The 25,633-nt window shown below is 57.3% G+C and carries 21 protein-coding genes; 4 read left to right on the top strand and 17 right to left on the bottom strand.

Annotated features, from left to right (window positions below; translation table 11 throughout):
* Nucleotides 1–10 precede the first annotated feature (10 nt).
* The 3 genes from BUE18_RS08055 to rbsK all read left to right on the top strand — a co-directional run bounded on the left by BUE18_RS08055 (nt 11) and on the right by rbsK (nt 3,325).
* Nucleotides 11–643, top strand: coding sequence for a hypothetical protein (locus BUE18_RS08055; protein WP_073474701.1), 633 nt, complete (start codon nt 11–13; stop codon nt 641–643).
* 160 nt (nt 644–803) lie between these two features.
* Entirely contained in the window at nt 804–1,319 is a 516-nt protein-coding gene (locus tag BUE18_RS08050) for a flavodoxin family protein (RefSeq protein ID WP_073474699.1), read from the top strand.
* Between the two features lie 371 nt (nt 1,320–1,690).
* Nucleotides 1,691–3,325 carry a ribokinase gene (rbsK, locus tag BUE18_RS27275; RefSeq protein ID WP_170868299.1) on the top strand — a complete coding sequence of 545 codons (1,635 nt, stop codon included), beginning with the start codon at nt 1,691–1,693 and terminating at the stop codon, nt 3,323–3,325.
* A gap of 554 nt (nt 3,326–3,879) precedes the next feature.
* Here the strand turns inward: rbsK and hdrA2 are convergent.
* The 15 genes from hdrA2 to orn all read right to left on the bottom strand — a co-directional run bounded on the left by hdrA2 (nt 3,880) and on the right by orn (nt 23,338).
* The gene (hdrA2, locus tag BUE18_RS08025; protein WP_083610857.1) at nt 3,880–6,324 is read right to left on the bottom strand and encodes a CoB-CoM heterodisulfide reductase HdrA2; all 2,445 of its coding nucleotides are present in this window, start codon (nt 6,322–6,324) and stop codon (nt 3,880–3,882) included.
* Between the two features lie 13 nt (nt 6,325–6,337).
* Complete coding sequence (locus BUE18_RS08015; protein ID WP_073474689.1) at nt 6,338–7,939, bottom strand: hydrogenase iron-sulfur subunit; 1,602 nt, start codon at nt 7,937–7,939, stop codon at nt 6,338–6,340.
* 120 nt (nt 7,940–8,059) lie between these two features.
* The gene (locus BUE18_RS08010) at nt 8,060–11,407 is read right to left on the bottom strand and encodes an FAD-dependent oxidoreductase (protein WP_073474687.1); all 3,348 of its coding nucleotides are present in this window, start codon (nt 11,405–11,407) and stop codon (nt 8,060–8,062) included.
* Nucleotides 11,404–11,985, bottom strand: coding sequence for a 2-oxoacid:acceptor oxidoreductase family protein (locus BUE18_RS08005; RefSeq protein WP_073474685.1), 582 nt, complete (start codon nt 11,983–11,985; stop codon nt 11,404–11,406). The genes BUE18_RS08010 and BUE18_RS08005 overlap by 4 nt, the downstream gene beginning before the upstream one ends.
* Nucleotides 11,986–11,996: 11 nt before the next feature.
* Nucleotides 11,997–12,863 carry a 2-oxoacid:ferredoxin oxidoreductase subunit beta gene (locus tag BUE18_RS08000; RefSeq protein ID WP_073474683.1) on the bottom strand — a complete coding sequence of 289 codons (867 nt, stop codon included), beginning with the start codon at nt 12,861–12,863 and terminating at the stop codon, nt 11,997–11,999.
* The gene (locus tag BUE18_RS07995; RefSeq protein WP_073474682.1) at nt 12,860–14,011 is read right to left on the bottom strand and encodes a 2-oxoacid:acceptor oxidoreductase subunit alpha; all 1,152 of its coding nucleotides are present in this window, start codon (nt 14,009–14,011) and stop codon (nt 12,860–12,862) included. The genes BUE18_RS08000 and BUE18_RS07995 overlap by 4 nt, the downstream gene beginning before the upstream one ends.
* A 13-nt stretch (nt 14,012–14,024) precedes the next feature.
* Complete coding sequence (locus BUE18_RS07990; protein WP_012610762.1) at nt 14,025–14,300, bottom strand: 4Fe-4S dicluster domain-containing protein; 276 nt, start codon at nt 14,298–14,300, stop codon at nt 14,025–14,027.
* A gap of 525 nt (nt 14,301–14,825) precedes the next feature.
* On the bottom strand, nt 14,826–15,179 hold the full coding sequence (locus BUE18_RS28255; protein WP_211482791.1) for a reverse transcriptase domain-containing protein: 354 nt from the start codon (nt 15,177–15,179) through the stop codon (nt 14,826–14,828).
* Nucleotides 15,167–15,391: a hypothetical protein gene (locus BUE18_RS28250; protein WP_073474679.1), complete on the bottom strand. Its 225-nt coding sequence runs from the start codon at nt 15,389–15,391 to the stop codon at nt 15,167–15,169. Before BUE18_RS28250 ends, BUE18_RS28255 begins: the two co-directional genes overlap by 13 nt.
* Before the next feature lie 52 nt (nt 15,392–15,443).
* Complete coding sequence (locus BUE18_RS07975) at nt 15,444–16,151, bottom strand: PP2C family protein-serine/threonine phosphatase (RefSeq protein ID WP_073474677.1); 708 nt, start codon at nt 16,149–16,151, stop codon at nt 15,444–15,446.
* Nucleotides 16,152–16,171: 20 nt separating this feature from the next.
* Nucleotides 16,172–17,806 carry a protein kinase domain-containing protein gene (locus BUE18_RS07970; protein WP_073474676.1) on the bottom strand — a complete coding sequence of 545 codons (1,635 nt, stop codon included), beginning with the start codon at nt 17,804–17,806 and terminating at the stop codon, nt 16,172–16,174.
* A gap of 411 nt (nt 17,807–18,217) precedes the next feature.
* Complete coding sequence (locus BUE18_RS07965) at nt 18,218–19,147, bottom strand: hypothetical protein (protein ID WP_211482790.1); 930 nt, start codon at nt 19,145–19,147, stop codon at nt 18,218–18,220.
* 228 nt (nt 19,148–19,375) lie between these two features.
* A complete protein-coding gene (locus tag BUE18_RS07960) occupies nt 19,376–21,463 on the bottom strand; it encodes an FAD-dependent oxidoreductase (protein WP_083610855.1) in 2,088 nt (695 codons plus the stop codon).
* A gap of 104 nt (nt 21,464–21,567) precedes the next feature.
* Entirely contained in the window at nt 21,568–22,776 is a 1,209-nt protein-coding gene (locus BUE18_RS07955; protein WP_073474672.1) for a TraB/GumN family protein, read from the bottom strand.
* Nucleotides 22,777–22,798: 22 nt separating this feature from the next.
* Nucleotides 22,799–23,338, bottom strand: a complete 540-nt coding sequence (gene orn / locus BUE18_RS07950) for an oligoribonuclease (protein ID WP_073474670.1) — start codon at nt 23,336–23,338, stop codon at nt 22,799–22,801.
* A gap of 456 nt (nt 23,339–23,794) precedes the next feature.
* Here orn and BUE18_RS07945 point away from each other — a divergent pair, with 456 nt between their 5' ends.
* Entirely contained in the window at nt 23,795–24,154 is a 360-nt protein-coding gene (locus BUE18_RS07945) for a hypothetical protein (protein ID WP_073474668.1), read from the top strand.
* Nucleotides 24,155–24,195: 41 nt separating this feature from the next.
* Here the strand turns inward: BUE18_RS07945 and BUE18_RS07940 are convergent, their stop codons facing one another.
* Nucleotides 24,196–24,477 carry an acylphosphatase gene (locus BUE18_RS07940; RefSeq protein WP_012609361.1) on the bottom strand — a complete coding sequence of 94 codons (282 nt, stop codon included), beginning with the start codon at nt 24,475–24,477 and terminating at the stop codon, nt 24,196–24,198.
* 868 nt (nt 24,478–25,345) lie between these two features.
* Complete coding sequence (locus BUE18_RS07935; RefSeq protein ID WP_073474666.1) at nt 25,346–25,624, bottom strand: hypothetical protein; 279 nt, start codon at nt 25,622–25,624, stop codon at nt 25,346–25,348.
* Nucleotides 25,625–25,633: the final 9 nt, after the last annotated feature.

Below are 25,633 nucleotides of genomic sequence, written 5' to 3'. Positions count from 1 at the left end.
GGGGGAGAAAATGACGGAAGCAAGCATTCAGGCCTTAAGCCTTGTACGCAATCCCGAGAACATGAAGTGGTACGTTGTGCCTTTGATTGTCATCGCGATCTACATGTACATCGTGGAGGCGGAGAACAAAAACTGGAGCGCTATTTTGCTGGGCCTGGGCTTCTGGGCCGGGGAGTTTATCTGGGAGATGTTTAACGCCCTGGTCCTGCATTTTTCCGGCTTTGCAGCCATGTGGTCCACGCCGGGAGGGGATTCGGCCTATGTGATTTACGCGGGCTTGAATATCGAAATAGCCTTTTTCTTCTCCGTGGTGGGGCTTATGATCGTCAAAGCCCTCCCTGAAGATAAAAACCTTACAATCTTCGGCTTGTCCAACCGGTTCGTCATCCCTGCCGGATTCGGACTGCTGGCTGTGTTCGTGGAGGTCTGCCTGAATCAGTGCGGCCTGCTTGTCTGGGATTACTGGTGGTGGCGCTGGCCCAATATCTGGCTGATCATCGTGGTGTATTGCACGCCCTTTTACCTGATTGCAAGGCTTCACGACGCATGGAGCCTAAAAACGAAAAAAATCGGCCTGGCCGTGACCGTCTGCCTGGCGGTTGTCTGCCACGCTGTCTTTGCAACAGCCTTGGGATGGGTATAGGGCGGCCGGCGGGATTTGCCAAAGACCTGACAAAAAAAGTTTCCGAAACAACCCTATTTTTTCCTTTGTGTAACAAGCGCTACAGACCTTTTTAGGGACGCCTCCTATGGTGCAGGCAGGTTGGTTCTCCAACATCACCTATAAATCAGGAGGTTCACTCATGAAGGTATTAGTGACTTATTTCAGCCAGAGCGGAAACACGGAAAAAATCGCCAAGGCCATTTGTGAAGAAGCGGCCAAAGCCCACACTGTAGAATTGAAAAAACTGGAAGACGTAACCCCGGACGAGGCAGCCGGATACGACTTTCTTTTCATCGGCTCTCCCCTGCATTCAGCCAATCTGGCCGCTCCGGTCAAGGAATGCCTGGGCGCGCTCAAGCCGGCTGCGGGCCAGAAAATGGCGCTCTTCATCACCCATTTCGCCCCGGCCTACCCCGACCAGGAGATGGACGGATTCGCCGAACCCGCCAAAGCGACCTGCGAAAAAAACGGCATGGCATACAAAGGATGCTTTGATTGCCAGGGATACCTGGCCGACGCCCTGCACGAACCGGTCAAGGACAAATTGAGCCTGGACGACGACGCGTGGGCCGGAATGGTCGAACAAATGACCGGACGCCCCAATGGGGAAGACGAAGCCAACGCCCAGGCGTTCGCCAAAAAAGTTCTGGACTGATAGCGCCGTCCGCCGTAGAAGCCTATTGAAAGCCAGAGTTGATCCAGTCGTTTTATGCAGCCCAGGCAGCGTCCCTTGCTGCCTGGGCTGCCCATGAAAGTGGGGCGGCCTTCGTTGGGCGCCCCTTGGCGAAAAGGGCCCATTTTTCATTGGGCAACCCTGGCGGAATAGTATCCCGCATAGTGCGAAGCGCATGTATTTCGTTCTCCCCAGAATAATCTCTCCTTTGGTAAAGAACGATTGGGAGGCGTCTTAAGTTGCGAACCAAAATCAGGTAGGCGAATGTTTTTTGATGATGTTTTTCCATGCCTGTGATAAATTTTACCAGAAGTAGAATTAGCTTGCCTTTATCCGAAACAGAGGGGGATGGAATGACCGGACCGAAAATATGCGTTGTAGGAGCATGCAATATTGACCTGATCAGCTACGTGGAAAGGCTTCCCGTCCTGGGGGAAACCCTGCACGGCAAGAAGTTTTCCATGGGCTTTGGAGGCAAAGGCGCCAACCAGGCCGTCATGGCCGCCAAGCTGGGCGGCGAGGTCGCCATGGTGGGCAAGCTGGGGCGTGACGTTTTCTGCGAAAACACCCTGGCCAATTTCAAAAAGCTGGGAGTCAACGTGAGTCACGTCCATTTTACGGACGAGGCGTTTTCCGGCGTGGCGCCCATTGCCGTGGACGATAACGGCGCCAATGCCATCATCATCGTCACGGGCGCCAACGATCTGCTGTCTGTGGAGGAAATCCGGGCAGCCGAGAGCGCCATTGCAAAATCAAGCGTGCTCGTCTGCCAGTTGGAAATCCCCATGGACCTGAACCTGGAAGCTATGCGCATCGCCCGAAAAAACAACGTGTCGACCATTTTCAACCCGGCCCCGGCAAGGCCAGACCTGCCGGATGAGTTGTATCAGCTTAGCGACATATTCTGCCCCAATGAAAGCGAGACGGAAATCCTCACCGGCATGCCCGTGGAAACCATGGAGCAGGCCGAGCAAGCCGCAAAGGCCTTGTTGGATCGCGGTCCCAAGACGGTGATCCTCACCCTGGGGGAACGGGGATGCCTGCTGGTGGACAATGAGGGCGCCAGGCACATTCCCACCCGGAAAGTGGAGGCCATGGACACCACCGGCGCCGGAGACTGTTTTGTAGGCAGCCTGGCCTTTTTCCTGGCTGCGGGAAAGCCCCTGGAGGACGCCATCAACCGGGCCAATAAAATCGCGGCCGTCAGCGTGTGCGGCCAGGGCACCCAGTCCAGCTTTCCCGACGCAAGCGGGCTTGACCCGGAAATTTTATCTGACATTCAAACGGCCGAATCCCAGGCGCCGGCCATGAGCGCCAGGAACCTGGCCCAGTACATCGACCACACCTTGTTGAAGCCCGAAGCGCCGCTTTCGGCTTTCGATAAAATTTGCGAAGAGGCGATCCTGCATCGATTCCGGTCCGTGTGCGTAAACTCCTGCAAGGTTTCCTATATTGCGGAAAAACTGAAGGGAAGCGGCGTGGAGACATGCGCGGTGGTCGGCTTCCCCCTTGGCGCCATGAGCACGCCGGCCAAGGCCTTTGAAGCCAAACAGGCGGTCATGGACGGCGCAGCCGAACTGGACATGGTCATCAACATGGGCGCCTTGAAATCCGGAGATTTTGACGCCGTATTCAACGACATAAAAGCGGTGCGGGACGCCGCGCCGTTGCCTATCATCCTGAAAGTGATCATCGAAACCTGTCTCCTGACGGACGAGGAAAAGGCCCGGGCCTGCCGGATCGCCAAGGCCGCGGACGCGGATTTCGTCAAGACCAGCACGGGTTTCTCCACAGGGGGCGCGACCCTGGAGGACATCGCTCTCATGCGGGAAACCGTTGGGCCGTACATGGGCGTAAAAGCCAGCGGCGGCATCAAGGACGCGAAAACAGCCATAGCCATGATTGAGGCCGGGGCCACGCGCATCGGCGCGGGGGCGGGCGTGGAAATCGTCAGCGGTCTGAAAGGGGAAGCGTCCGGGGATTATTAGAATTTTTGAATACTGTTTTGGATAAAGTGTTCATCCGGCGGGGTTTCAAGGCGTTACCCGAATGCACAGGCCGCTCCTTTTGCGCTCTGCGCCCAGGCAAGATACGGCTTTGCCTGGGCCGCCCTCGGTTTCAAATATGTCTACCTTTGCTTTTATTCAACCTGATTTCAAATACTTATATATGCATTCCCACGCGAAGCATGGGAACGAGAAAAGAGCATCCAAAACCCTATGGCTGTATAGGCCTCCGTTCTCCGTCATCCCCGTGGAGGGAGGCGGCGGGATGATTGTGGTTTTATGCAAGCATTCCGCGGCGCTCCCGGAAACGGGGACCCAGTGTCAGTATGAATTGGCGGCTTGGTATGGAATGAAGGTCATGAAAGTGAATGAATAAATAAATACCTCGAAAGACCGCAACTTCGTATCACTTTGGTTGTCTATCTATTTGGCCCAACAACAAAGGCCCTGGGGGGCGCCAGGGCCTTTGGGGTGTTGCCATAGAATGTCATTAGAGCGGGTGCGGTCTTAAGACTAACCGTCGCCTTCTTTGATGCTTAATGGCTTATCTTTTTCTTGCGCTTTTTCAGGGCTTCCACGGTCTCGTAGATTTCCTCCTGAGTGACGCTGTCGCGCAGATCTTCCATACGCTGCATGACCTGGGCGAACCGGATGCCTTCGGCTGCGCTGATCCATTCCAGTTGGAGGCGCTCCTTGCGGATGCCCATTTTTTCCATTTTTTTCCACATCTTGTTGATGCGTTTTTCCGTCCAGTGATTGGCGTCTATATAATGGCAGTCGCCGATATGGCAGCCGGAAACCAAAATGGCGGGCGCGCCCAGTTCAAAGCCTCTCCATACGAACTCCTCGTCCACGCGGCCTGAGCACATGGTGCGTATCAGGCGCACGTTGGCGGGATACTGCAAGCGGGATACGCCGGCGTAATCCGCGCCTGCGTAAGAGCACCAGTTGCAGGCGAAAACCAGGATCTTGGCTTTGGGGTCCTCGGCAAGCATGGTATCCACCTGGTTGGTGATCTGGGCGTCCGTGTAGTGATTCATGGTGATGGCGCCAAAGGGGCATTCGGCGCCGCAGGTTCCGCAGCCCGCGCAGGCCGCCGTATTGACCACGGCCGGAATCTTCTTTTTGGGATCCACGGAAATGGCGTTGTACGGGCAGACCTCGGCGCACTTGCCGCAAGCCTTGCAGTGCTCGATGATCACTTCCGAGGTAATGGGCTCTGTGGTGATCTCGCCTTTGTGCATGATCCGGATGGCCCGGGCCGCGGCCGCGCTGGCCTGGGTTACGGATTCCTTGATGTCCTTGGGGCCTTCCGCGCATCCGGCATAGAACACGCCGCGAGTGGCTGCGTCCACGGGCTGAAGCTTGGGATGGGCTTCCAAATAGAATCCGTCCGGGGTAAGCTGAAGGCCGAGCATTTCCTGCAAACGCTGGGTGCTGGGAGCGGGTTCCAGGCCCACGGCCAGAACCAGCATGTCCAGATCGTGGATTTCCAGCTTGCCGGTGGCGGTGTTTTCCACGGCTACGGACAGCCCGCCGTCGGGGTTCTCCTCCACGCTTCCGGGAAGTCCGCGTATGTAATGGGTTCCCAGTCTGCGTGAGCGCAGATACAAGTCCTCGAAGCCTTTGCCAAAGGCGCGGATGTCTATGTAAAACACCTTCACGTCGATATCCGGGTAATGCTCCTTGAGCATGAGGGTGGACTTGACGGTGTTCATGCAGCAGATGTTGGAGCAGTATCCCGCGCCTTTTCTCGCACTGCGGGAGCCTACGCATTGGATAAACCCGACCGACTTGGGTATTTTCCGGTCCGTGGGCCTGACCACCTCGCCCTGGGACGGACCGCCCGCGTTGATCAGGCGTTCGAACTCCAGGCTGGTCAGGACGTTCTGGAACCGGGTGTATCCGTACTCGTCGTGCTCCGTGGGATCGTAGGGCGAAAGGCCCGTGGCCACCACAATGGAGCCGACTTTCTCCGTGATCTGCTCGTCCGACATGTGGAAGTTGATGCAGTTCTTCTCGCAGGCCTGGACGCACTTGGCGCACACCGAGGGGTTGTCCCCCAGGCACTCGTTGATGTTGATCACGTACGAGGACGGCACCGCTTGCGGAAAGGGCGAGTATATGGCTTTGCGGGAGGACAGGCCCAGGTTGAATTCATCGGGCCGGACCACAGGGCATACTTTGGCGCACTCTCCGCACGCCGTGCATTCGCCTTCCACAACGTAACGGGCTTTTTTAAGGATATTGACTTCAAAGTTGCCCACGTAACCTTTTACGTCGGTCACTTCACTCATGGTATACAGCGTGATTCGGGGATGCCGACCGGCATCCGTCATTTTAGGCCCCAGAATTCAGATGGAGCAGTCCATGGTTGGAAAGGTCTTGTCCAACTGGGCCATGACCCCTCCAATGGAAGGCTGTTTTTCCACAAGCACTACGTCAAATCCGTTGTCCGCCAGATCCAGGGCCGCCTGAATGCCGGCCACGCCGCCGCCCAGAACCAAGGTCTTTTTGGTCAGGGGGATGGTCTCCTCCTGCAAGGGGGCCAGCAGGCTCACGCGGGATATGGACATCTTGACAAGGTCGATGGCCTTGTCCGTGGCCGCCTCGGGCTCGTGCATATGCACCCAGGAGCATTGCTCCCTGAGGTTGGCCATTTCCAGCAGATAAGGGTTCAAGCCCGCGGACACCAGCATTTGCCGGAAGGTGGGCTCATGAAGCCTGGGGGAGCACGAAGCCACCACAATGCGGTCCAGGTTCAAATCCTTGATGTCGTCCTTGATCAGCTGTTGACCGGGCTCGGAGCAGGCGTATCCCACGTCCTTGGCCACGACCACGCCGTCCATGTTCGCGACGCTGTCAGCCACTTTCCTGCAGTCCACCACCTTGCCGATGTTCGCGCCGCATTTGCAGACGTAAACGCCTATGCGGGTTTCCTGGCCGGGCTGGGCTGGCGCTACAAACCTGTGTGCTTCCATAATAATACGGTCCTTATTCCCAACAAATGGTTTTTGCCATAACGCTGGTCAAATCCATCATTTCTATTTCCAAATCCTTCCCGAAGAAAGGGTCCTGCATGGCGCAGCGCAAGTGCACCTGGCACTTGGGGCACGAGAGCACCAGCAGGTCGCCTTGGGTTTCCTTGGCCTGCCTGAGCCTTTTCACCTGCAAAGCCTTGGAGAAGGAGTCGCATCCGCTCCAGCCGCAATTGCCGCAGCAAATGGCGCCGGCGCCGGAGTCCTGCATTTCCGTGAACGACTCGGGCGCCAGGCGGTCTATGAGCTTCCTGGCCGAGTCCGTCATCTCCATGTGCCGGCTCAGGCGGCAGGAATCCTGAAAGGTGATCTTTTTGTCCAGAGGCTTGAATCCCACGGAGCCCTTGGAGATTTCCCGCTCCAGAAACTCATGGATGTGGGTCACCTTGAAAGGCATTTCCAGGCCCGCTTCGGGGTAGTCTTTAACGAATGTGCGGTATCCCTCGGGGCAGGATACGATCACTTCCTCCGCGCCGGACTTTGCAATGGCCTCGATATTCAGCTTGGCCAGTTTGAGGAAGTTCTCCCGGTCTCCGGTCCATAAAAGATCGTGCCCGCAGCAGCGTTCGTCGTCCAGCAAAATGGGGTGAACGTCGAAGAAGTTCAAAAGCCGCAGGCTGTCCTTGAGGCTGTCGAGGGTCGCGGGCGCCAGGTGATTCTTGAAGAATACGTCAAAATACGGAGCGCAGCCGCCGAAGAAAAGCACCTTGCTCTGGGGATCGGTCTTGATGTCCTCGGGCAGCCAGTTCCAGTGACGCCCTTTGAGTTCCGGAGAGGTCATGGTGCGGGCCAGGGAGCCGAAAAACCCGCCGTGGGCTTCGCTGCCGTTTCCGTTGCTTGTCTTGAGCACGGCGCGCACGTCCCGGATGAACTCGGGAAAGTTCACCGCCGAGGGGCATCTGTCGTAGCAGATGCCGCAGGTCAGGCAGGCCCACACGTCCTTTTGCACCTGGGGATCGTCCAGTTTGCCGCCGATGATGGCGTTAGCCATGGCCCGGGGGGAGTACTGCTTACCCGCCAAGGTTAGGGAACAGGCCGAGGAGCACTTACCGCAATCCTGACACGCATACACGTCGTGCTTTTGGATGATTTCCTTGACGACGGCCTTGGAGTCCGCCGGCTGTTCCGGCTTGGAAGGCCTTTGCACCGGGCTTTTGCCGATGGTTGCGACTTCCTCAATGAAATCGTGGAGAAAATCCAACAGCCCCTGGGGATCTTCCGGGGAAAAGGCGGCCAGACGCAGCCGCTTTCTGCTGAGCCCCAACAGATCCAGAATCCGCCTTGTGTCCGCCGTGTTTCTTTCCGCCGTGATGGAGCCCACGCCGTAACGGCAGGCGCCGGAGCCGCAGCCTATCAAAGCCACGCCGTCCGCACCCATTTCAAAGGGCTTGAACAAAAGAGCTTTGCTCACCCTGCCGGAACATGGGATGCGCACCATCTTGACCTGGGCCGGAATCCGGCAGTCCTTGTCCTGAAGCTGCTGGAACGCTGCATGAGGCCCCCAACTGCAGAGGAACAGTACAATTTTAAGATCCTTTTTCGCCTGATCGTTTCCCATTTGCCATACCTTAGTTGATAGATATTCCGGACGCGGGTTCGACTCCCGCCGTCTGTATAAGTTTCACCATGCTCCCTACCCTGCCCTGCCCTGCCCTGCCCTGCCCATTCGGCAAGGGGGCTACAGGACCTCCTCCAGCATTTGCTCCAGGTATTTCTGATTGCGATACGGGGAGTCCGCCGCGTTATTGGGGCACACGCTGATGCAGTTTCCGCAGCCCTTGCACAGGGCTTCGTCCACAAAAGCGTACCAGCCGCCCACCGTGTTCTGCTTAAGACCGATGGCCTGGTACGGGCAGACGGCCACGCAGCTTCCGCAGCCCCGGCAGCGGTCTGCGTCCACACAGGAGGTGTAGCCCTTATTCTGCCTGGGGCCTCTGGGCATGACCGAAGCCGCCAATACGGCCGTGGCCGCGCCTTTTTTTCTGTCGGACACATGAATGCCCGGAGGGCTGGACGTAAACAGGCCTGCAATGGAGGTGGCGCCGGGAAAGAGAAAGGGTACGCCGGGCTCGCCTTTCTTCTGCATGGTTGCAATGGCCGGCCTTCCCTGCATGCCTTCCTGGGCCAGATACGGCGTTTGCCGCAAGGCCTGCTGGCCGAGAATGACCGAGCCCACGTTCAGGGCCTGAGTTCCGCCGTCTCCGGTTTGCACCAGCACCCGGAAGTTGCCCAGGTTGCCGGAGATGGCCTTGACCGAAGATCCGGCAAAACTGTGAATGTTAGGATGGTCCTGAATTTTTTCCAGGGGTTTGGACGGACCGCCCATCAAGAGCACTTCCAGCCCGGCTTCCGCCAGGGTAAGGGCTGAGTTGATGGCGGACTCCGACTGCCCCACGACTGCTGTGGTGAAGTTGTAATTGCGCAGGGGCGTGGGCAAGGGCTTGAGCTTGGCCGCCCGTTTGAGGGAGCGTTCCAAAAGGCCCTTGAAAGCCCCCACGGCTACGTCTCCGCCCCTTGCCAGCAGGGGCAAAACCTCGCCGCGCAGATTGCAGGTTTCCACCATGGATCGGCTGATCCCCGTGCCTTTGAACAGGGCGTCTTTCAACCGGCTGCGTTGATCCGTGCAGGCCGTGCACACAAAGTCCAGGGGGCAGCAAACGCAGGAGGCCAGGACCACGCGGGATATGCCTTTTTCCCGGACCGTACGCACAATGTGCTCGCTTCCCTCGGGGATGCAGGCGGATTCCAGGATTTCGGCGTAAGCCACGTCTGGCCTTTGGGTGAGGCTCTCCACGTAGGCGTCCATTTGATCGTCCCAGCCCATGGACCCGTTGCAACGGCAGACGAAAACGCCGGTCCGTACGGACGGAGACAGGCCCGGGTCGGGCGCGGCGAAAGGCACGCCGTAGCCCTTGGGGCGCTGGGACGTGCGGGCCAGAAAAGCCATGGCCTTGCCGGCGGCGGCGAAGCCGCGGGTGATCATATTGTATACGTTGGTCTTGGCTGAGGGCGGCCCGTAAGCGCGGATGACGTCCTCGCCCCTGACGCCCGGCGCCATGTCGGGATCGGCGATGATCAGCACGCCCGCGTGCTCGGCGTCCTCTTTAGCCACAGCGTCGTGGCGGATGGCGTGAATCACCGGTCCGCATGCATCCATGCACTCCAGGCATTCGGAGCAAACCCCGCACTGGAGGCAGCGTCCTGCTTCGTTCAAGACCTGGGTTTCGGTCAGGCCCTGGGCTACTTCCGCAAAGGAGCCGATGCGGCCCTTTGCGTCCGCTTCGGGCATGACGCAACGTTTTACATGGGCCATGTTGGCCGGGATATCGCAAAAATCCTTGTCCACGGGACGGCCTGACTTGGCGATGAAGGAGTAGCCAAGCAGGTTTTCGCAAATGGCGTCGGCGGTGGCGCGGCCGGAGGCCATGGAGCGGACCACGGTGGTGGGGCCGTTGACTGCATCGCCTGCCGCGTATACGCCGGGCATACTGGTCTGGCCTGCTTCGTAGATCTTGATGAATCCGTAGTCCGTGGTTTCCAGGGCGGGCTTGGCGCCTTCCAAAAAGGGGCCCACCTGGCCGATGGCCACGATGACCTTGTCAAAGGCCAGTTCCCTGGCGTCGCCGTCCTTTTTCAGGACCGGCCAGCAGATGCCGTTGGCGTCGGCCGGGCCGGGCTCGGTGGGCTTGCACAACAGGCTTTTGATCTTGCCCTTATCCTGCACGAATTCCACCACCCGCACTTCGTCCACAATATCGATGTCTTCGGCCAAAGCGCCGTGCACTTCCTCGGCGTCCGCGGGGATGGCGCCCTTGGCGAACCAGGACACGATGGTCACGTCCGCGCCTAAACGGCGGGCGGCCCTGGCGGCGTCGAACGCGGAGTTTCCGTCGCCGATCACGGCCAGCTTTTCGCCCTTTTTGATGGCAGGCGCATCGTTGCGGTACAGGTCGTTCAAAAAATCCAGGCAGCCGGTCACGCCCTGGCAGTCTTCGCCTTTGGCGCCCAGCTTCCTGTCCTTCCAGGAGCCGGTCGTGATAAGCACGGCGTCGTATTGATGAGTCAGGTCTTCCAGGTCCTTGGAAAAATCGATCTCTTTGCCCGTAATGAATTCCACGCCCAACGCCTTGACGTATTCCAGGTCCTGATCCAGGATGCTCCTGGGCAGGCGATGAGGGCCGATGCCGTAGCGCAGCAGGCCGCCCACTTCCTTTTCCTTTTCAAAGACCGTAACGGCCACGCCCTGGCGGGCGAAGTCGGCCGCAGCGGCAATGCCTGCGGGGCCGGAGCCGATGACGGCGATTTTCTTGCCTTTTTTCTCGGCGGCTTGAGGAGCTGCGCCGCCGCCTTTATCCGCCACAAAACGCTTGATGTCGCGAATGGCCACGGCGCCGTCCACGTCGCCCCGCCTGCATGCGTCCTCGCAAGGATGGGTGCAGACTCTGCCGCAGATGCCGGGGAGAACGTTGTCCCTGCGAATCAGATCCAGCGCTTTGGAAAATCTTCCGGCGCCGGCCAGGGCCACGTAGCCTTGAGCGTTCACGCCCAGGGGGCAGGAATCCTGGCACAAGGGGCGCTGGCGCTTGTCGATGACGGGGCGGCCGGGCAGGTTGCGATTGCCCGAAAAAACAATGGGCCTGCAGCCGTCGGCGGAGGTTACGGGGCATGCTTCCACGCAGTTACCGCACAGGGTGCAGCGTTCCGGGTCCACGTATTGCGGCAGGGTGTTGACCTTGACGGCGAATCCCTGGGCGGTGTGCTTGATGCCGGTCACCTCGCCGGGCAATATGCACTTGATGGACTGATTGCGCATGATGCGCATAAGCCCGGAACGGTGGGCGTAGGAAAACGCCATGCCTGAATCCAGGCGCCATTTATCCTGGGATAGCTTTTCGTGCAGATCGGGCTCCGAGTCCACCAAGGTGACGGGCACGCCCAGTTCTCCCAACTTGTTTGCGGCTGCGATCCCCGAAGGGGTGGCTCCCAGGACCACGACCCTGTGAAGCCTGTCTTTGGCTCTTTTCATGCGAGGGCTCCTGCTTGTCCGGAAGCCTTCTTATCCCGGGCTTTAAGCAGGGACAGGCCATAATCATAGCCCTTGCTGAAGGCTTTTAGGTTCATTTCCTCCGTGCCTTTGGGGACGGATTTGGTCACGGTGTCGCGGGTGGCGTCCAGGGTGGAGGCCTGGGTGACGGCGGTGATAAAGCCGATCATGATAATGTTTGCCATCATCTTGCGCCCAAGCTCCTCGGCCATGCGGGTGGAAGGCACGGCGAAATAGTCCCTTTCCAGGCCCTTGGGCTTGACCAGGTCCTGGTCGATGAGGATGAAGCCTTCGGGCTTGACCTGATCCACAAACTTGTCAAAGCCCGCCTGGGACATGGCGGCCAGGATGTCCGGCTGACGCACGTAGGGATAATTGATGGTCCCGTCGGAAATGATCACCTGAGCGCTGCAGGCGCCGCCCCGGGATTCCGGGCCGTACGACTGGATCAGGGTGCTTTCCTTGTGATCTCCCAGGGACGCGGCCTGGCCGAGAATCCTGCCTGCAAGGACGATTCCCTGGCCTCCGAAACCCGTGATTATCACTTCTAATTTCTGCATGTTATATCCTATCAGGCGGCTGATTTCTTAGGGGGCTTCTCTTCAAGCCTGCAAACTTTGTCGTACATGTCCGTAGAGCAGGGCCTGGGGTTATTCACAAAGGTTCCCAGAACCACGCCGCGCTCCCAGTCCACATCCAGCTCGGTGGGATGGGCGTTGTTTTTGATGATGCTCTTTTCCTGGAACAGACGCAGGGTGTCCAGGGGCTTTTCCTTGTTCCGCCTGCCGTAGTTGATGGGGCACGGCGCCAGGACTTCCACAAACGAGAATCCCGGATTGGCCAGGGCTTCGATGATGGCGCTGGTCAGGTCCCGGGCGTGGAGGGTGGTCCACCTGGCCACATAGCTTGCTCCGCAGGCGTAAGCCAGCAGGGGCAGGTTAAAGGGCGAATCGGGATTTCCCAGCGGAGTCGTGGTGGTCTTGGCCAAATGGGGCGTGGTCGCCGCCACCTGTCCGCCGGTCATGCCGTAATTGAAATTGTTGACGCACACCACGGTCAGGTCCACGTTGCGGCGGGCGGCGTGTATAAAATGGTTGCCGCCGATGGCGAAAAGGTCCCCATCGCCGGAAAAAACCACCACGTTCAAATCGGTATTGGCCAGCTTCATGCCGGTGGCGAAAGGGATGGCCCGGCCGTGGGTGGTGTGGTACGAATCCAGCTTGACGTACCCGGCGCCGCGGCCCGAGCAGCCGATGCCCGACACCATGACCGTGTTATCCAGGTCGATTCCGCTTTCCTTCATGCCCATGAGGCAGGAGGAAAAAGCCGTGCCTATGCCGCATCCCGGGCACCAGATGTGCGGAATGCGTTCGGTGCGCAAAAGATCGTCCAAGGGATGCTTGACGGCTTCCCTTTGTGCTTCCTGGGCTGTTGTCATACCCCAAACTCCTGCTTGATTGTGTGGATTACCGTATCGGGCGAGATCAGCGTGCCGCCGGGGTGGCCCACCAGTTTGACGGGAACGCGGCCGGCTACGCAGCGCTCCACCTCCAGGTGCACCTGTCCCAGGTTGATTTCCACCGTGACCATGCCTTTGACCTTGGAGGCCAGGTCCCGGATTTTTTCCTCGGCGAAAGGCCAGACCGTAATGAGCCTGAGCATTCCGACCTTGATTCCCTGGGCCCGGGCTTCCTCCACGGCGGCCCTGCCGGTGCGGGCGGAGACTCCGTAGGTGACTATTATATAATCCGCGTCCTCGGTCATAAACTCTTCGTAGCGGATGATGTCGTCCCGGTTATTTTGGATCTTGCCCATGAGCCGTTCCATCATAACGGCCTGGGCTTCCACGGTCATGGCCGGGTAGCCCATTTCGTCGTGGGTCAGGCCGGTGACATGCACCTTGTAGCCGTCGCCCGCGTTGGCCATGGGGGGCACGCCCAAAGCGCCGGCGGCGTAAGGCCGATACCTGTCCTTGCGGCCCTTGGCTTTGACCCGTTCGATGGTCTTGATTTCCTTGGCGTCGGGTATGACCACGCGTTCGCTCATATGGCCGATGACTTCATCGGTCATGATGAGAACCGGGGTCCGGTATTTTTCCGCCAGGTTAAAAGCGTCGATGGTCTGGTAGAAAATCTCCTGGGCCGAGGCAGGCGCCATGGCGATGATCTCATAATCTCCGTGGGAGCCCCAACGGGCCTGCATCATGTCTCCCTGGGCGCCCTGGGTCGGCAGCCCCGTGGACGGACCGGCCCGCTGCACGTTCACCACCACGCAAGGCGTTTCCGTGATTACGGCCAGGCCCAGGTTTTCCATCATAAGGGAAAATCCTGGCCCCGACGTGGAAGTCATGCTCTTTGCCCCGGCGCAGGACGCCCCCACGATGGACGCCATGGCGGCGATTTCGTCTTCCATCTGAATGTAGGTCCCCCCGATTTCGGGCAGGCGATGGGACATGCGCTCGGCCACTTCCGTCGCCGGCGTGATGGGGTATCCCCCGAAAAACAGGCAGCCCGCGGCCAAAGCGCCTTCGGCGCAGGCCACGTCGCCCGTCATATAATGCTCCCCTGTTAAAACTGCGGGTCTCATGGGTGTATATCCTCTATTGGTTAGCCTGTTCCTTGTCCGCTTCCAATGAATAGATGGCAAATTCAGGACAGATGATTTCGCAGTAGTGGCAGTTCACGCAGTCGTCCGGTTTTTTCACCCTGGGGGGATGATACCCCTTTTGGTTGAACTCCTTGGAGAACTCCAGGACTTCCTTGGGACAGAACTCGATGCAGTAGCCGCAGCCTTTGCAACGTTCCTTGATGATATGCACGATGCCAAGAGGCACTTCTATCTGGTCTGCGTCTAAAGGGACTCGCCATAAAGCCATTGTACTTTGTCCTTGATTAATGGTCCGGGTCACAGATACGAACGAAATTATCTATAACGCAAAAGCAAAAAAGTCAAGTTCTCCAATGACCCGCCGTTCAATTTAGGGACTCCTACGGGGTTTTTGAAGGGGTGTCAGAAAAATTTCCATTAACGAAATCAAATCAAAGAAGGTTTTGATCCAAAGAACGAGCAAGAGGACCGGATTGAGCCCCCATTTCCCGGACAGCCCCGGCATGCAGCGTTGGAGAAGGTGAGGGCGATAAGAGTCGTTTATTTTTTGTTTATTTGGTTTCAAACTCCTTCGTCCATGTATTCACTTTTATTTGGTTTCAGATAGTTAGATAAGATAGGGGCCGGGAAGGCCTTTGAGGCCTCCCCGCCTTCCGAACCGTGCGCGCGGTTCTCCCGCACACGACTCTCCAATCGGCGGTTTCAACATCGTGACCAGCTTGCCAGGACACGGGCTTCGTTCATGGTGAAAAGCCCCTGCCCAGCAAAGAAAGCGTTGGGCCAGCGTTTATGATCATTCAGGCATTTTCCGAATCCGGGCCGGTGCATCTGCTTCCGAAAAGCCGTCGGCGTAGCCCGCCATGCGGAAGCCTTTGGCCCGCATCCGGCAATCCAGAGGATGCAGGTACAGGTTCGCCAGCAGGGGGCTGATCACCGTTCCCTGAGGCGCTCCTCCAATGGGAGTCCAACGCTCCCCTCCCCGGACAACGTCCTGTCCCAGATAGTATCTGACCAGATCCAGTATCCGGCCGTCGCTGATGCGCTCCTCAACGAGATTCATGAGGCCTTCATGGGGAATCGTATCGAAATAGCTCGCAAGGTCGTCGTCCACCACGTAAGTGTAGCCCGCCTTGATCAATCCGTCCACTTCCCGGAGGGCGTCCTTCCACCCAAACCGAGCCGGAAGCCGTAGCTTGCATATAGGAATTCCTGTTCGAAGATGGGCTCGATCACCATCTTCAGGGCCGTCTGCACGATGCGGTCTTTCACCGCCGGGATGCCCAAGGGGGGCGCGGCTGCATTGCCTATTAATCCGTAAGGTTTGTATTCTTCGTGTAGGGCGGGGATTTCCCCACCCATACGGACGCGGAGATACGGCAGTTGGGAGGCGGCGGAGGGCCGGATTCGCCGCCTAAATCACGGCCAGGACCATGGTGGCGTCGTCCGTGCTGCCGTCGTGGCGGATGTGTTTGAGGATGGCCTGGGCCTTCTCCTCCAGGCTTTCCGGGCCGGACAGGATGGCTGTCAGGGCCTTGGGGGTGATATGGTCGTGCACGCCGTCGGTAGTGAGCATGAACAAGGCGCCGGGGCTGAACTCCAAGGCGCCGGTCACGGGCTCGCAGCCCCCCGCCCCCACGCACTGGTCCAGAAGCCGAAGCCCGGGATGCCTGCGGGCCTCTTCCGCCGTGATTTCGCCTTCGTCGTATAAAAACCAGGCCATGTTCTGGTCCTTGGTGACATAGCGCAGCCTGCCGTTTTCAAACAGCACCAGGCGGCTGTCCCCCACGTGAACCCATTGGGCGGAGGAGCCCTTTATCACCACGGCGGTCAGGGTGGCGCCCATGTCCTCAAAGCATGCCTCCTCCGACGCCTTGCAATAAATGGCCTGATCGGTCTGCTGCACCAGCTTTTCCATGATCTTTCCGGCGGAAAGCTCATGATCCGGCATGGCGTCCAGGCCGTCCATGATCATTTGCGCGGCCATGCCTCCGCCGGCCGAGGAGCCCATGCCGTCGGCAATGGCCAGAAGCAAGGCGCCGTCCGGGGTTTCCCTGATAAGGCGCCGATCCTGGTTTTCGTTCCGCTTCAGGCCCATGTCGGATAAGGCGAATGATTCCACGTATTGTCTTCCTTTTTTTTCTATATGTCCGGAAAATCGGCGGCTTTAAGGGTTACGCCCAGTTTTTTCATGGCTGCAGAAAACTCTTCGGTCAGGCGCCCCACTTCCTTTTGCTTGTCTTCTTCATAAATCAAAAACAACGAGGTCATTTTCCTAACCGGCGGTGCGCACTGCAGGGGAAGATCGCACTGGGGCAATACCTCGGTCAGGGCCTCGATAATCTCTCCGGCCTTGTTAAATCGCTCGTCTGGCGCCCTTTTTCCCGCCTTCATGATCACCCGGCGCAGGGCCGGAGGCAGGTCCGGGGCCTTCTCCGCCGGGTCCGGGACGTCCCGTTCCAGATGGCCGTCCAAGAGAGCCATGACGTCGTTTCCGGGAAAGGCGCGCTCTCCGGTGACCATTTCGTAGGCGGCCAGCCCCAGGGAGTAGATGTCGGTTCTTTCGTCGACGGGATCTCCGTCGATCTGCTCGGGAGACATGAACGCCGCCGTGCCGGTCTCGCCGAAGTCTTCCGTGCCGATTTTGCAGGCGATGCCGAAATCCATGATTTTCAGCCGGTCTCCGGTTTGTATGAACAGGTTGGAGACGTTGATGTCGCGGTGGATGATTCCGTATTTATGGGCGTATTCCAGGCCGCGGCAGGCCTGGACCATGAAATCCGCAGCCAGAAGGGGCGAAAGCCTGCCCAGGCGCTTAATCATGCCGGACAGAAGCTCGCCTTCCAGGTACTCCATGATAATGAAAACGGTCCGGTATAGCTCCTCGATGTCGAACACTCTGACGATGTTTTCGTGGTTGAATTTGGCGATGCTTTCGGCTTCGTTGCGAAAGGCGGCCAGAAAATCCGGGTCCAGGGCCTTGTCGTGATGGAGCATCTTGATGGCCACGGGCATTTCCAGGGCGGTGTGGATTCCCTTGTACACTATGGAAAACCCGCCCTTGCCCAGAACCTCCTTGGCCGTGTACCTGCCCACGGCCCGGTCCGCCATGGGGCGGTCCGCGCTCAGACGGTCGGCGACCAGTTCGGTCAGAAATTCCATGAGGTCCCGGTCTTTTTCCACCATGGCTTCAAACTGATCCCGGCGGATCACCCACAGGCACAGGGGCGTTTCGGCCTCCACGTGGGCGGAATACGGCGCGCCGGTCAAAAGAGCGGTTACGCCCACCACCTCGCCCAGGCCCCGGCGGCCTATGGCGACAAGCTCGCCGTCTTTCTCCACCAGAATTTTGCAGGAGCCTTTTTGGATGATGTATCCGGCTTCGCTGGGCGTATTCTGGACTATAAAACGCTCCCCTGGTGCGACGTGCTTGATTTCCAGGCCCTGCATCAGGGGTTTTTTTCCGTCCATGGTGACGAAACGGAGGAATTTTGTGCGCAGGCCCCCTTGGTCCTCGGCTTCCTGAACCTTTTGGAAGAACGGGCACGAGATGCACGAGGAGATTTTATCCTCTTCCGGGCCGGGGGTCTGGTTATGGCATAGGGTTCCATCCACGGCCCAGCAAAGGCGGCCGGCGTTTCTTCCGTTGTTTACGCCGTCCAGGGCGGTTTCCAACGCCGCCGGACAGGGACCGTTTTCATCCGCGTTGGCGCCGCCCGGCTCCTTGCCGCACTGGGTGTATTCCCAACAATTGGGTTGATCGGTTTTTTCAGTCATGAGATGTCTCCCGCAACGATTCGTTTGGCCCGGGTAAAATCATAATGAGCGGAGTTTGGCAAGTCAACTTAGGATTTCAAGCGATTTCCGAGGGCCGCTCTACTGATGTCGAACAAGGATACACCGCTAAAGCCACGTTGCGTTCAATCCAGTCGCCATATTCCAAGGCAAGTCCAAAATGACGCTGGGTCCCGGCTTGCGGGCCGATCCTAAAAAGCGGATCGCCCCTTGCCGGGATGACGGGCTCTTAAGATTGGCGATGCCGCCAGGGCCGAGAGATTTCCGTAATTCTCATGGAGGAAGGCGGCGGGATGATTGCTGCGGTTTTACGATCATCATGACGCATTCCCGGAAACGGGAACCCAACGCCATATTGGAGTCACGGCAGGACTGCAATTATGATTTTGAGGCTTAATTCCATTCCTTGACAAGGGCGCGGCGGAGGTAGGTGCGATATTCTTCCGGGTGTTCATTGAGGATGAACCGGAGATAGGCCACGTTTTTCTCGATGGCGGCTTCATAGAGATCTTTATCAATGTTCCAGCGTTCGCGAAAATGAGCCCGAACGTAATGGCGCACGCCGTTCAGGTCGTTATCCAGGCGCACCTTGGCCATTTCGTAAAAATCGGCGGTTTTGCGCAGAAGATCCAACTCGCTGGCAAATCCCGGAACTCCGGCCTCTTCAAACTCGTAATAAAGAAAGATGAGTTTTTCCAGATAATTCCTGGCCGCCATCTGCCCCAGAAGGTCGGCGGTGCCCAGCATCTGGCCCAACATGCGGTAGGACTCGTTGGAAAAGCAGATATCGCAGACTTCCACATCCAGGTCCGTGCATTCCAGAAAGCAACTGCAGATTTTAAAGTCCCTCTCGGAAAAGCCGCGGGAGTCGAAGTACAGTTTCATGAACTCCACGCTCCGCTGCACGTGGATGAGGGTGTAGCGTGCGCCTGTCCCCCGGTGGTCGTCTTCGCGCTGGATGTAACCGGTGTCGTGGAGTAGAGCGGCGATGAGGCCCAGGAACACGTCGGTTTCGTTCAGGGGCTTGCCTTCCACGACAGCGCCGTGCATAAGGCGGGCCATTGCCAGGAATGCATCCGTGGTGTGCTGAAGGTCATGAAAACGGGTGTTGCACCGTTTGAAATCGGGATATTTTCCGGCGAACAGGGTCAGGATATCGTCAAAAACGCTGCGGATGAAGTCAAAGCTGGTTTCGTCAAACATGAGCCTGACGATGTTTTCCGCCTCTTTCAGGACTTCCCGGGGTTTTTCCATAGAAACCAAGTCGTCAATTTCAGGAAGCACCACGACAGGCGGTTCTCTGGTAACAGACTGATTTCTCATTAATCCCCCTCATCCCCTTATACAAAAATAAAGCTATAGAGACTACGCATATTGGACATTAGATTATACTAAACCATGACCTTTGGCGGGTGTCAAGTCATGAGATAGACTTAAGGTGCAAAATCGGTGTGAAGTTGCAAAAAACAGGCTGTGCATTGGCGGGCTCAAGACAAGGAACCCCCTGAGACCGTTAATCTCAGGGGGTTCTTATGATATTAGTCGACCGGACTAAGCCGCGCTCTTTTGCGTCTTACGGTCCGTGTCCTTGTCGTAACAGGTGCGGCAGCACCTGAGGCAGCGGCCGGACTCCCGCAGTGCGGACTCCTCGTCCAATACCTGATCCACTTCGATGAAGGAGTAAATCCTCTCTTGCACCGGAAGTTCCGGCATGGGCGCGCGGGGCGACCGGATTACGCCGGGCACGGTTTTGAAATCCGATTCGGGGATCAAGGGTTTTTTCAGATCCTTGGGCGCGGCCTTGACTTCTTCGCCCATGACGAACTGATGGATGGACCTTGCCGCCTTGCGGCCTCCGCCGATGGCGGAGACGACCAGGTCGGGGCCCGTGGCCGAGTCGCCGCCCACAAAGATGAACGGGATGTCGGTCTGCAGGGTGTCCTCGTTATGGTCCATGGTGTCCCAACGTGTGGTCTTGAGATCAGCCAGGGCTTTTTCCGGATTGTCCATAAAGGAGATGTCCGGGCGTTGGCCGATGGCGGACACGATCATGTCGGCGTCCAGAATGGTTTCGGAGCCTTCCACGGGGACGGGCCTGCGGCGGCCGGAAGCGTCGGGCTCGCCCAGTTCCATTTTCTGATATTCCAGGCCGATGACCTTGCCGTTTTCATCGCCGACCACGCGGGTGGGCGCGGACAGGAATACAAAGTCGCAGCCTTCGTGCTCGGCGGCCACGATTTCCACTTCGTTGGCGGGCATTTCGGCCCGGGTGCGGCGATAGGCCAAGGTAACCTTGGAGCCCATGCGGATCAGGGTGCGGACGCAGTCAATGGCTGTATTTCCGCCGCCGACGACGATCGGATTTTTGCCGATTTTCACCTCTTCGCCGTTAGCCACGCGAGCCAGGAAGTCGATGCCGGTGAAGCAGCCTTCCATGTCTTCGCCTTCAGCCCGGAGTTTCATGTCCTTCCATGCGCCGATGCCCATGAATACGGCGTCAAAGCCTTCTTCCATCAGATCGGACAGGTTGAAGTCAAAGCCGAAGCGGGCGTTGGTCTTGGCATCGATGCCCAGATCCAGGATGCCTTGAATTTCCCAGTCCAGAATCTTTTTGGGCAGGCGGTATTCGGGGATGCCGTACCGGATCATGCCGCCCAGTTTGGGCATGGCCTCGTAAATGGTTACGGAGTGCCCCAGACGGGCCAGGAAGAACGCGCAGGACAAGCCGGCGGGGCCGCCGCCGATGACCGCAACCTTCTTTTCCGTGGCCGGGGCCTTGGAAATGGGGAACCGTTTGCCGGAGTGCAGTTCGTAGTCCGCCACAAAGCGTTTAAGCTGGTTGATGGAGACCGGCTCGTCCTCCAACCCCCGGCGGCATTTGTCTTCGCAGGGATGAGGGCAGACCCGGCCGCAGGAAAGGAGCAAGGGGTTTCTTTCCCGAATGGTGTTGACCGCGCCTTCGTAATCTCCCTTTTTGATCTGTTCGATGTACAAGGGGATGTTGATCTGAGCCGGACAGATCTGCTGGCAGGGCGCCAGAGCGTCGTCCGTTTCGTTCATGGCCAACAGCCTCTGGGACATGGTCATGACTTCCAGAACGCCCTTGGGGCAGGCCCTTTCGCACGCGCCGCAGCCCACGCAGTTGTCCGCATTCACCACCGGATATCCGTTGGGGCCGATGGAGATTGCGTCAAACAGGCAGGCCTTTACGCAGTCGCCCAAACCCAAACAGCCCACCGAACAAAAGCGTTTGCCTTCATACAAGCGGGTCAAAGCCGCGCAAGTGGGCACGCCCTGATAGATGAACCGGTCCTCGGCCCTGTCGCCGCCGTTGCAGGGGTTGTAGGACAAAATCGGCTCCGCGCCTCCCACGTCCATTCCCATGACTTCGGCAACGCCCTGGGCGGATTCCATGCCGCCTACGATGCAGACGCTAGCCGGGGCTTTTCCCGCCACCACAGCCACCGCCGCCGCGTTGCAGCCTGCATAGCCGCAACCGCCGCAGTTGGCCCCCGCCATGCGGTCTTCCACTTGCGCAATGCGGGGATCCTCGTAAACATAAAAAACCCGGGACGCTACACTCAGCAAAATTGCGCAGGCCCCGCCCAAGCCTAACATGAACAAAAATGCGCCTATCATGATGTCTCCAAAGAAAATATAAACGTTAACGATATGTTAATACCGGCGCCTACAAAACCGCCACTCCCGTACCACAAAGTAGGAATGGGATCAAGGAAAACCGCCTATTGTTCCACGCCAAAGGCCCTCAAGATAAAAGGCAGGGCCACAAAGGTGCCAATCATGCTGCCCACGTTGGACAGCACGGTCACCAGCAAAATCCGCGTAACCTTGTTTTTCCAGAAACCTCGAAACGTTACAATGTCCGACGGAAGGCTCTCCAGATCCTTCACCTGGGGCTTTCGCAAATACGCCTCGGTGAGCCCGGAAACCCAACCCGCGGCTATCATGGGATTGAGGGAGGTCATGGGCGCCGCCGCCATGGCGGCCAGGATGGTCAAGGGATGGCCCAGAGCCAGCAAAGCCCCCAGGCCGGCGAAAAACGCATTGACGCCCACCCACCAGCCAACCATTTCCACGCCCACGGCTCCGCCGCGGCTGAAAAACCCGTAAGCTATCAAGGCGATGATGGCCGCGGGGATGCCCCATTTGAAAACCTTGCCCAGCTTGCCCTTGGGAGGCAGGCTGTCCAGCTCTTCGATGTCGATTTGCTCGTCAAAATGCTTTTTGATGCCCGGCACATGCCCGGCGCCCACCACAGCCACCACCTTGTCGCCCGGAGCATGGTTGATGGTGTGGACCATGTAAAGATCCCGTTCGTCGATGAGCACGGTCCGCACCTGGGGCAGCATTTCCCCCAACTCCTCCAGGACCATCTCCAGGGCGTCCTTGTTCTTCAGGGCTTCCACGTCCTCTTCCGTAATCTTGTCCGCCTCGTCCATGGCGCCCATGACGTCCAAAAGCAAAGAGAACTTGGCCTTCAGGCCCATGAGCCGCCAGCACCGGGCCAGGGTCGTGCGAATGTCCCGGTCTATGGGATGGACCGCGGCTTCGATGGCCGCAGCCTCCTGGATGGCCGTCATCATTTCCTGGCCAGCCTGGATTTCCAGCTTGTCGGCGATCTTTTTTTGAAACGAGGAAAGAAGGAGGTGGGAAAGGAGCATGTACGCCCTTTTCTCCTTGATGACGGACACAATGTCCATTTCCTTCCAGCGGTCGGGATTGTTGATGGCTTCCAGGCGGGAGGGGCAAAGCTCCACGCAAACCGTGTCAGGCTTTTCCCGTTGAATGACCCGGGCGACCAGGTCGGCGCTCGCCTTGGACACATGGGCCGTGCCCAGTATGACTATTTCCTTGCCGTCCAGTTGAAAGCGGTGAATGTCGTTATCATCGGGATAGCCTGCGCCGTTGTTTTCCGATACTGCTTCTTCCATGTAAAAAAATCCGTTCCTTGCTTCAGGGAAAAGGCAAGAACACCTTTTCCCTGTAATAGCGCAATTCGTTTATGGACTCCATGATATCCGCCAGGGCCGTGTGCTCGTGCTGTTTCACAAAAGGCGCCATATCAGGATACCACCGCTTGAAAAGCTCCTTGATGGTGCTTACATCCACCATACGGTGGAGCAGGAAATCCTCCAAAAGGGGCATATACTTTACCATAAACCGGCGATCCTGCCACACGGAATTTCCCGCAAGGGGGCATTCCTTTTCCGCGCAATATTCCTTGATGAAGTCCAGGGTGAGCTTTTCGGCCTGGGCCGTGTCCACGTCCGAGGCCTTCACCCGGTCCAAAAGCCCGGACGCGGTGTGGTGATCCAGGCTCCATGGGTCGATGTTTTCAAGAACGTGGGGAGGGTGGAAAATGGCGAGCTCCGGTCCTTCGGCCACAAGATTCAAGTCCCCGTCCGTGATCAACGTGGCGATCTCCACAATTACTGAATTGTCCGGATTCAACCCGGTCATCTCCATGTCAATCCATACCAGCCTGGAGTCCATCGCACCCCCGTTTTTATTATAGATTAATGTGGGTTTGAGGCAATTTAGGGGACTGTACTAAGATAATGCATGAACGTCAAGAAGCAGGCGCCGGGAGAGAGTGCAGCTTAAGGAAAAGAGAGATAATAAGGAAAGACTTACCTTTCTTCAGTCATTCCCGAACGCCCCTATCGGGAATCCAGCGCCCTTGGGAATTAGGGCCGGCCGGCGGAGCAGCCTCCGTTGAGGATGGATTAACGACATGAAGTGCAGCCTCACATACTCAGAAAACTCGAAACCTATCGTTTCTTATATGGCATTTGTGAAATTCCAATCTTGAACTTTACCGATTGACATAGTAGAATAAGCTAATAATGACGCTCAATCCAAAAAAATGTACTAAACATTTTACCAATGTTACCAATGTGTTTACTTTCAACACCTGTAACCTGTAGAGAAGAATATCGGGAAAAGACCATGACCATACTAAATTTTATTAGTCAAAACAAAGATTTATTAAGCTTGGCCATTGTCTGTTTTACCGGTTTATTCGGTTTCGTCAAATGGATCGATACGAGACGCCGAGAACTATCTGAAAAACGTTACAAAACCTATATGGACCTAATTGGAGTCATTTCGGGAAAAAGAGCGGACTCAACAACACCAAACATCACGGAACAGATTGCGGCTACATGGTTCTTATCTGAATATGAGGAATACTACGGAATGACTCAAAAAATTTTTGCGGATAGTGACCTTGCGGATATGGCCAATGAACCATGGGTAAAACATGTTCTGCCCCATATTCAAAAATTGATTAGAGAAATTTCAAAATAGTAGCAGTGCCAATACTACACTAAAGTTACATAAATTCCCCTTTAATAGGCAATACGGAAGGAGGAGAATTCTTCGTCCGCGGGTTCGTCCTGGATGACCACGTCGTCCACCCGGGCGAAGGAGGGGCCGATCCAACACCAGTCAAGGACCGCCTTGACCGCCTTGGGATCTCCCTGGAAGACCGCTTCCACGGAGCCGTCCGGCATGTTTCGGACCCAGCCGTTCACGCCGTGGAGGTTGGCGGTCTCTTGGGTATGGTAACGAAAGCTGACGCCCTGGACAACGCCGGTGATTCTGGCCCGCACGCATTTTATATCAGCCATGGCAGCCCTCCGTTGGTTGGTATTGAGGATTTTAGTAAATTCATCTAAGCATAAAAGTCAATTCATTTCAAATGGTTCCGTATACATTCCCACGCACAGCATGGGAACGAGACGGGCAGGACCAAGCACGGGAATGAGGAAAACCATGATACTAATTGCCTTCCAATGCCGAAGGCTGGCATGGGATTCCACTTGCCTCACAGGCCGCCCTTACTGGACTTCGTCCCCCGGCATTGCATGCCGCGGCTGGCCGGATAACGAAGCCGTACAGGTTGAATTTGAAGCGTAGCGGCGGGGCTTGCCCTGCCCAGGATGCGCTTTGCGCGTTTCTAAGGCGCCCATAGGGGGGGCGCAACTGCATTGCATTTTTACTCTGCAACGGTTGAATTCGTCGTATACGGCGGTCCCCCACTCATGAGAACGCCGCAGCACGGTAGTTGGACGGCCCCGGCAGAGTTGCGTCCTGCCTGTTAAGAAAGCGCTCAACCGCTTTTTTGTTGGGTTTCGCAAGCTCTACCCAACCTACGTCGCATCAAGTCAAGCCGTAGGTCGGGTTACGAAGTCCGGCTTCCAAGCATCACGCAACCTTCGCTGATTTTGGACTTCAAACCCGACAAAAAGGCGCCTGACTCGATACATGACAGTATGGCAAAACACCAGGCTATAAACTTTGTTTTCGCCCTCGGCCGTTGGGTTTCGCAAGCTCTAACCAACCTATATTTTTGACAATAAATACAGTAGGTTGGGTAGAGATATAGACAGCCTGCATCAAGACCGGTGCAAGACGTCTTGCGGATAATAATCCAAGGCCGGGCTGGAAATATCGAAACCCAACAATGACTCGCATCAGAGCCGACGTTATACCTTTTTAGTCGTGGATGACGCCCATCTTCACGGGAATCCACCAGGTAAGGCCGAAGGCCAGGGTTTTTAAAGCGGAGATTCCCTTTTCAAGGCCGGCGCGTTCGCCCACCTTCATGCCGATGGGGATTTCCAAGGGATGGATGACCAGGAAAATCAGGGCCAACAAGATCCACAGGCTTTTGAATGCGCCGCCGGCGCCCAGCAACAGCCCCAAGATGAAAATGAACCAGCCCAAAGCAGTTACAGCCATGCTGGCGTACCAGAATAACGGATTTTTAAACATTTCCCCTCC

The organism is Desulfatibacillum alkenivorans DSM 16219 (assembly GCF_900142135.1).
Classification (GTDB): Bacteria; Desulfobacterota; Desulfobacteria; order Desulfobacterales; family Desulfatibacillaceae; genus Desulfatibacillum; species Desulfatibacillum alkenivorans.
The sequence above is the reverse complement of the archived record's forward strand: the minus strand, read 5'-3'. Positions and strand labels throughout refer to the sequence as shown.

What these genes read in the sequence shown, in the direction of transcription:
- BUE18_RS08000 (WP_073474683.1), bottom strand. Translation starts at nt 12,863, where the DNA reads ATGACAACAGCCCAGGAAGCACAAAGGGAAGCCGTCAAGCATCCCTTG.
- BUE18_RS07965 (WP_211482790.1), bottom strand. Translation starts at nt 19,147, where the DNA reads ATGAGAAATCAGTCTGTTACCAGAGAACCGCCTGTCGTGGTGCTTCCT.
- BUE18_RS08010 (WP_073474687.1), bottom strand. Translation starts at nt 11,407, where the DNA reads ATGAAAAGAGCCAAAGACAGGCTTCACAGGGTCGTGGTCCTGGGAGCC.
- BUE18_RS07945 (WP_073474668.1), top strand. Translation starts at nt 23,795, where the DNA reads ATGACCATACTAAATTTTATTAGTCAAAACAAAGATTTATTAAGCTTG.
- BUE18_RS08055 (WP_073474701.1), top strand. Translation starts at nt 11, where the DNA reads ATGACGGAAGCAAGCATTCAGGCCTTAAGCCTTGTACGCAATCCCGAG.
- BUE18_RS07960 (WP_083610855.1), bottom strand. Translation starts at nt 21,463, where the DNA reads ATGATAGGCGCATTTTTGTTCATGTTAGGCTTGGGCGGGGCCTGCGCA.
- BUE18_RS07990 (WP_012610762.1), bottom strand. Translation starts at nt 14,300, where the DNA reads ATGGCTTTATGGCGAGTCCCTTTAGACGCAGACCAGATAGAAGTGCCT.
- BUE18_RS07970 (WP_073474676.1), bottom strand. Translation starts at nt 17,806, where the DNA reads ATGACTGAAAAAACCGATCAACCCAATTGTTGGGAATACACCCAGTGC.
- rbsK (WP_170868299.1), top strand. Translation starts at nt 1,691, where the DNA reads ATGACCGGACCGAAAATATGCGTTGTAGGAGCATGCAATATTGACCTG.
- BUE18_RS08015 (WP_073474689.1), bottom strand. Translation starts at nt 7,939, where the DNA reads ATGGGAAACGATCAGGCGAAAAAGGATCTTAAAATTGTACTGTTCCTC.
- BUE18_RS07955 (WP_073474672.1), bottom strand. Translation starts at nt 22,776, where the DNA reads ATGGAAGAAGCAGTATCGGAAAACAACGGCGCAGGCTATCCCGATGAT.
- BUE18_RS08005 (WP_073474685.1), bottom strand. Translation starts at nt 11,985, where the DNA reads ATGCAGAAATTAGAAGTGATAATCACGGGTTTCGGAGGCCAGGGAATC.
- orn (WP_073474670.1), bottom strand. Translation starts at nt 23,338, where the DNA reads ATGGACTCCAGGCTGGTATGGATTGACATGGAGATGACCGGGTTGAAT.
- BUE18_RS28250 (WP_073474679.1), bottom strand. Translation starts at nt 15,391, where the DNA reads ATGGGTGGGGAAATCCCCGCCCTACACGAAGAATACAAACCTTACGGA.
- BUE18_RS07935 (WP_073474666.1), bottom strand. Translation starts at nt 25,624, where the DNA reads ATGTTTAAAAATCCGTTATTCTGGTACGCCAGCATGGCTGTAACTGCT.
- BUE18_RS08050 (WP_073474699.1), top strand. Translation starts at nt 804, where the DNA reads ATGAAGGTATTAGTGACTTATTTCAGCCAGAGCGGAAACACGGAAAAA.
- BUE18_RS07995 (WP_073474682.1), bottom strand. Translation starts at nt 14,011, where the DNA reads ATGAGACCCGCAGTTTTAACAGGGGAGCATTATATGACGGGCGACGTG.
- BUE18_RS07940 (WP_012609361.1), bottom strand. Translation starts at nt 24,477, where the DNA reads ATGGCTGATATAAAATGCGTGCGGGCCAGAATCACCGGCGTTGTCCAG.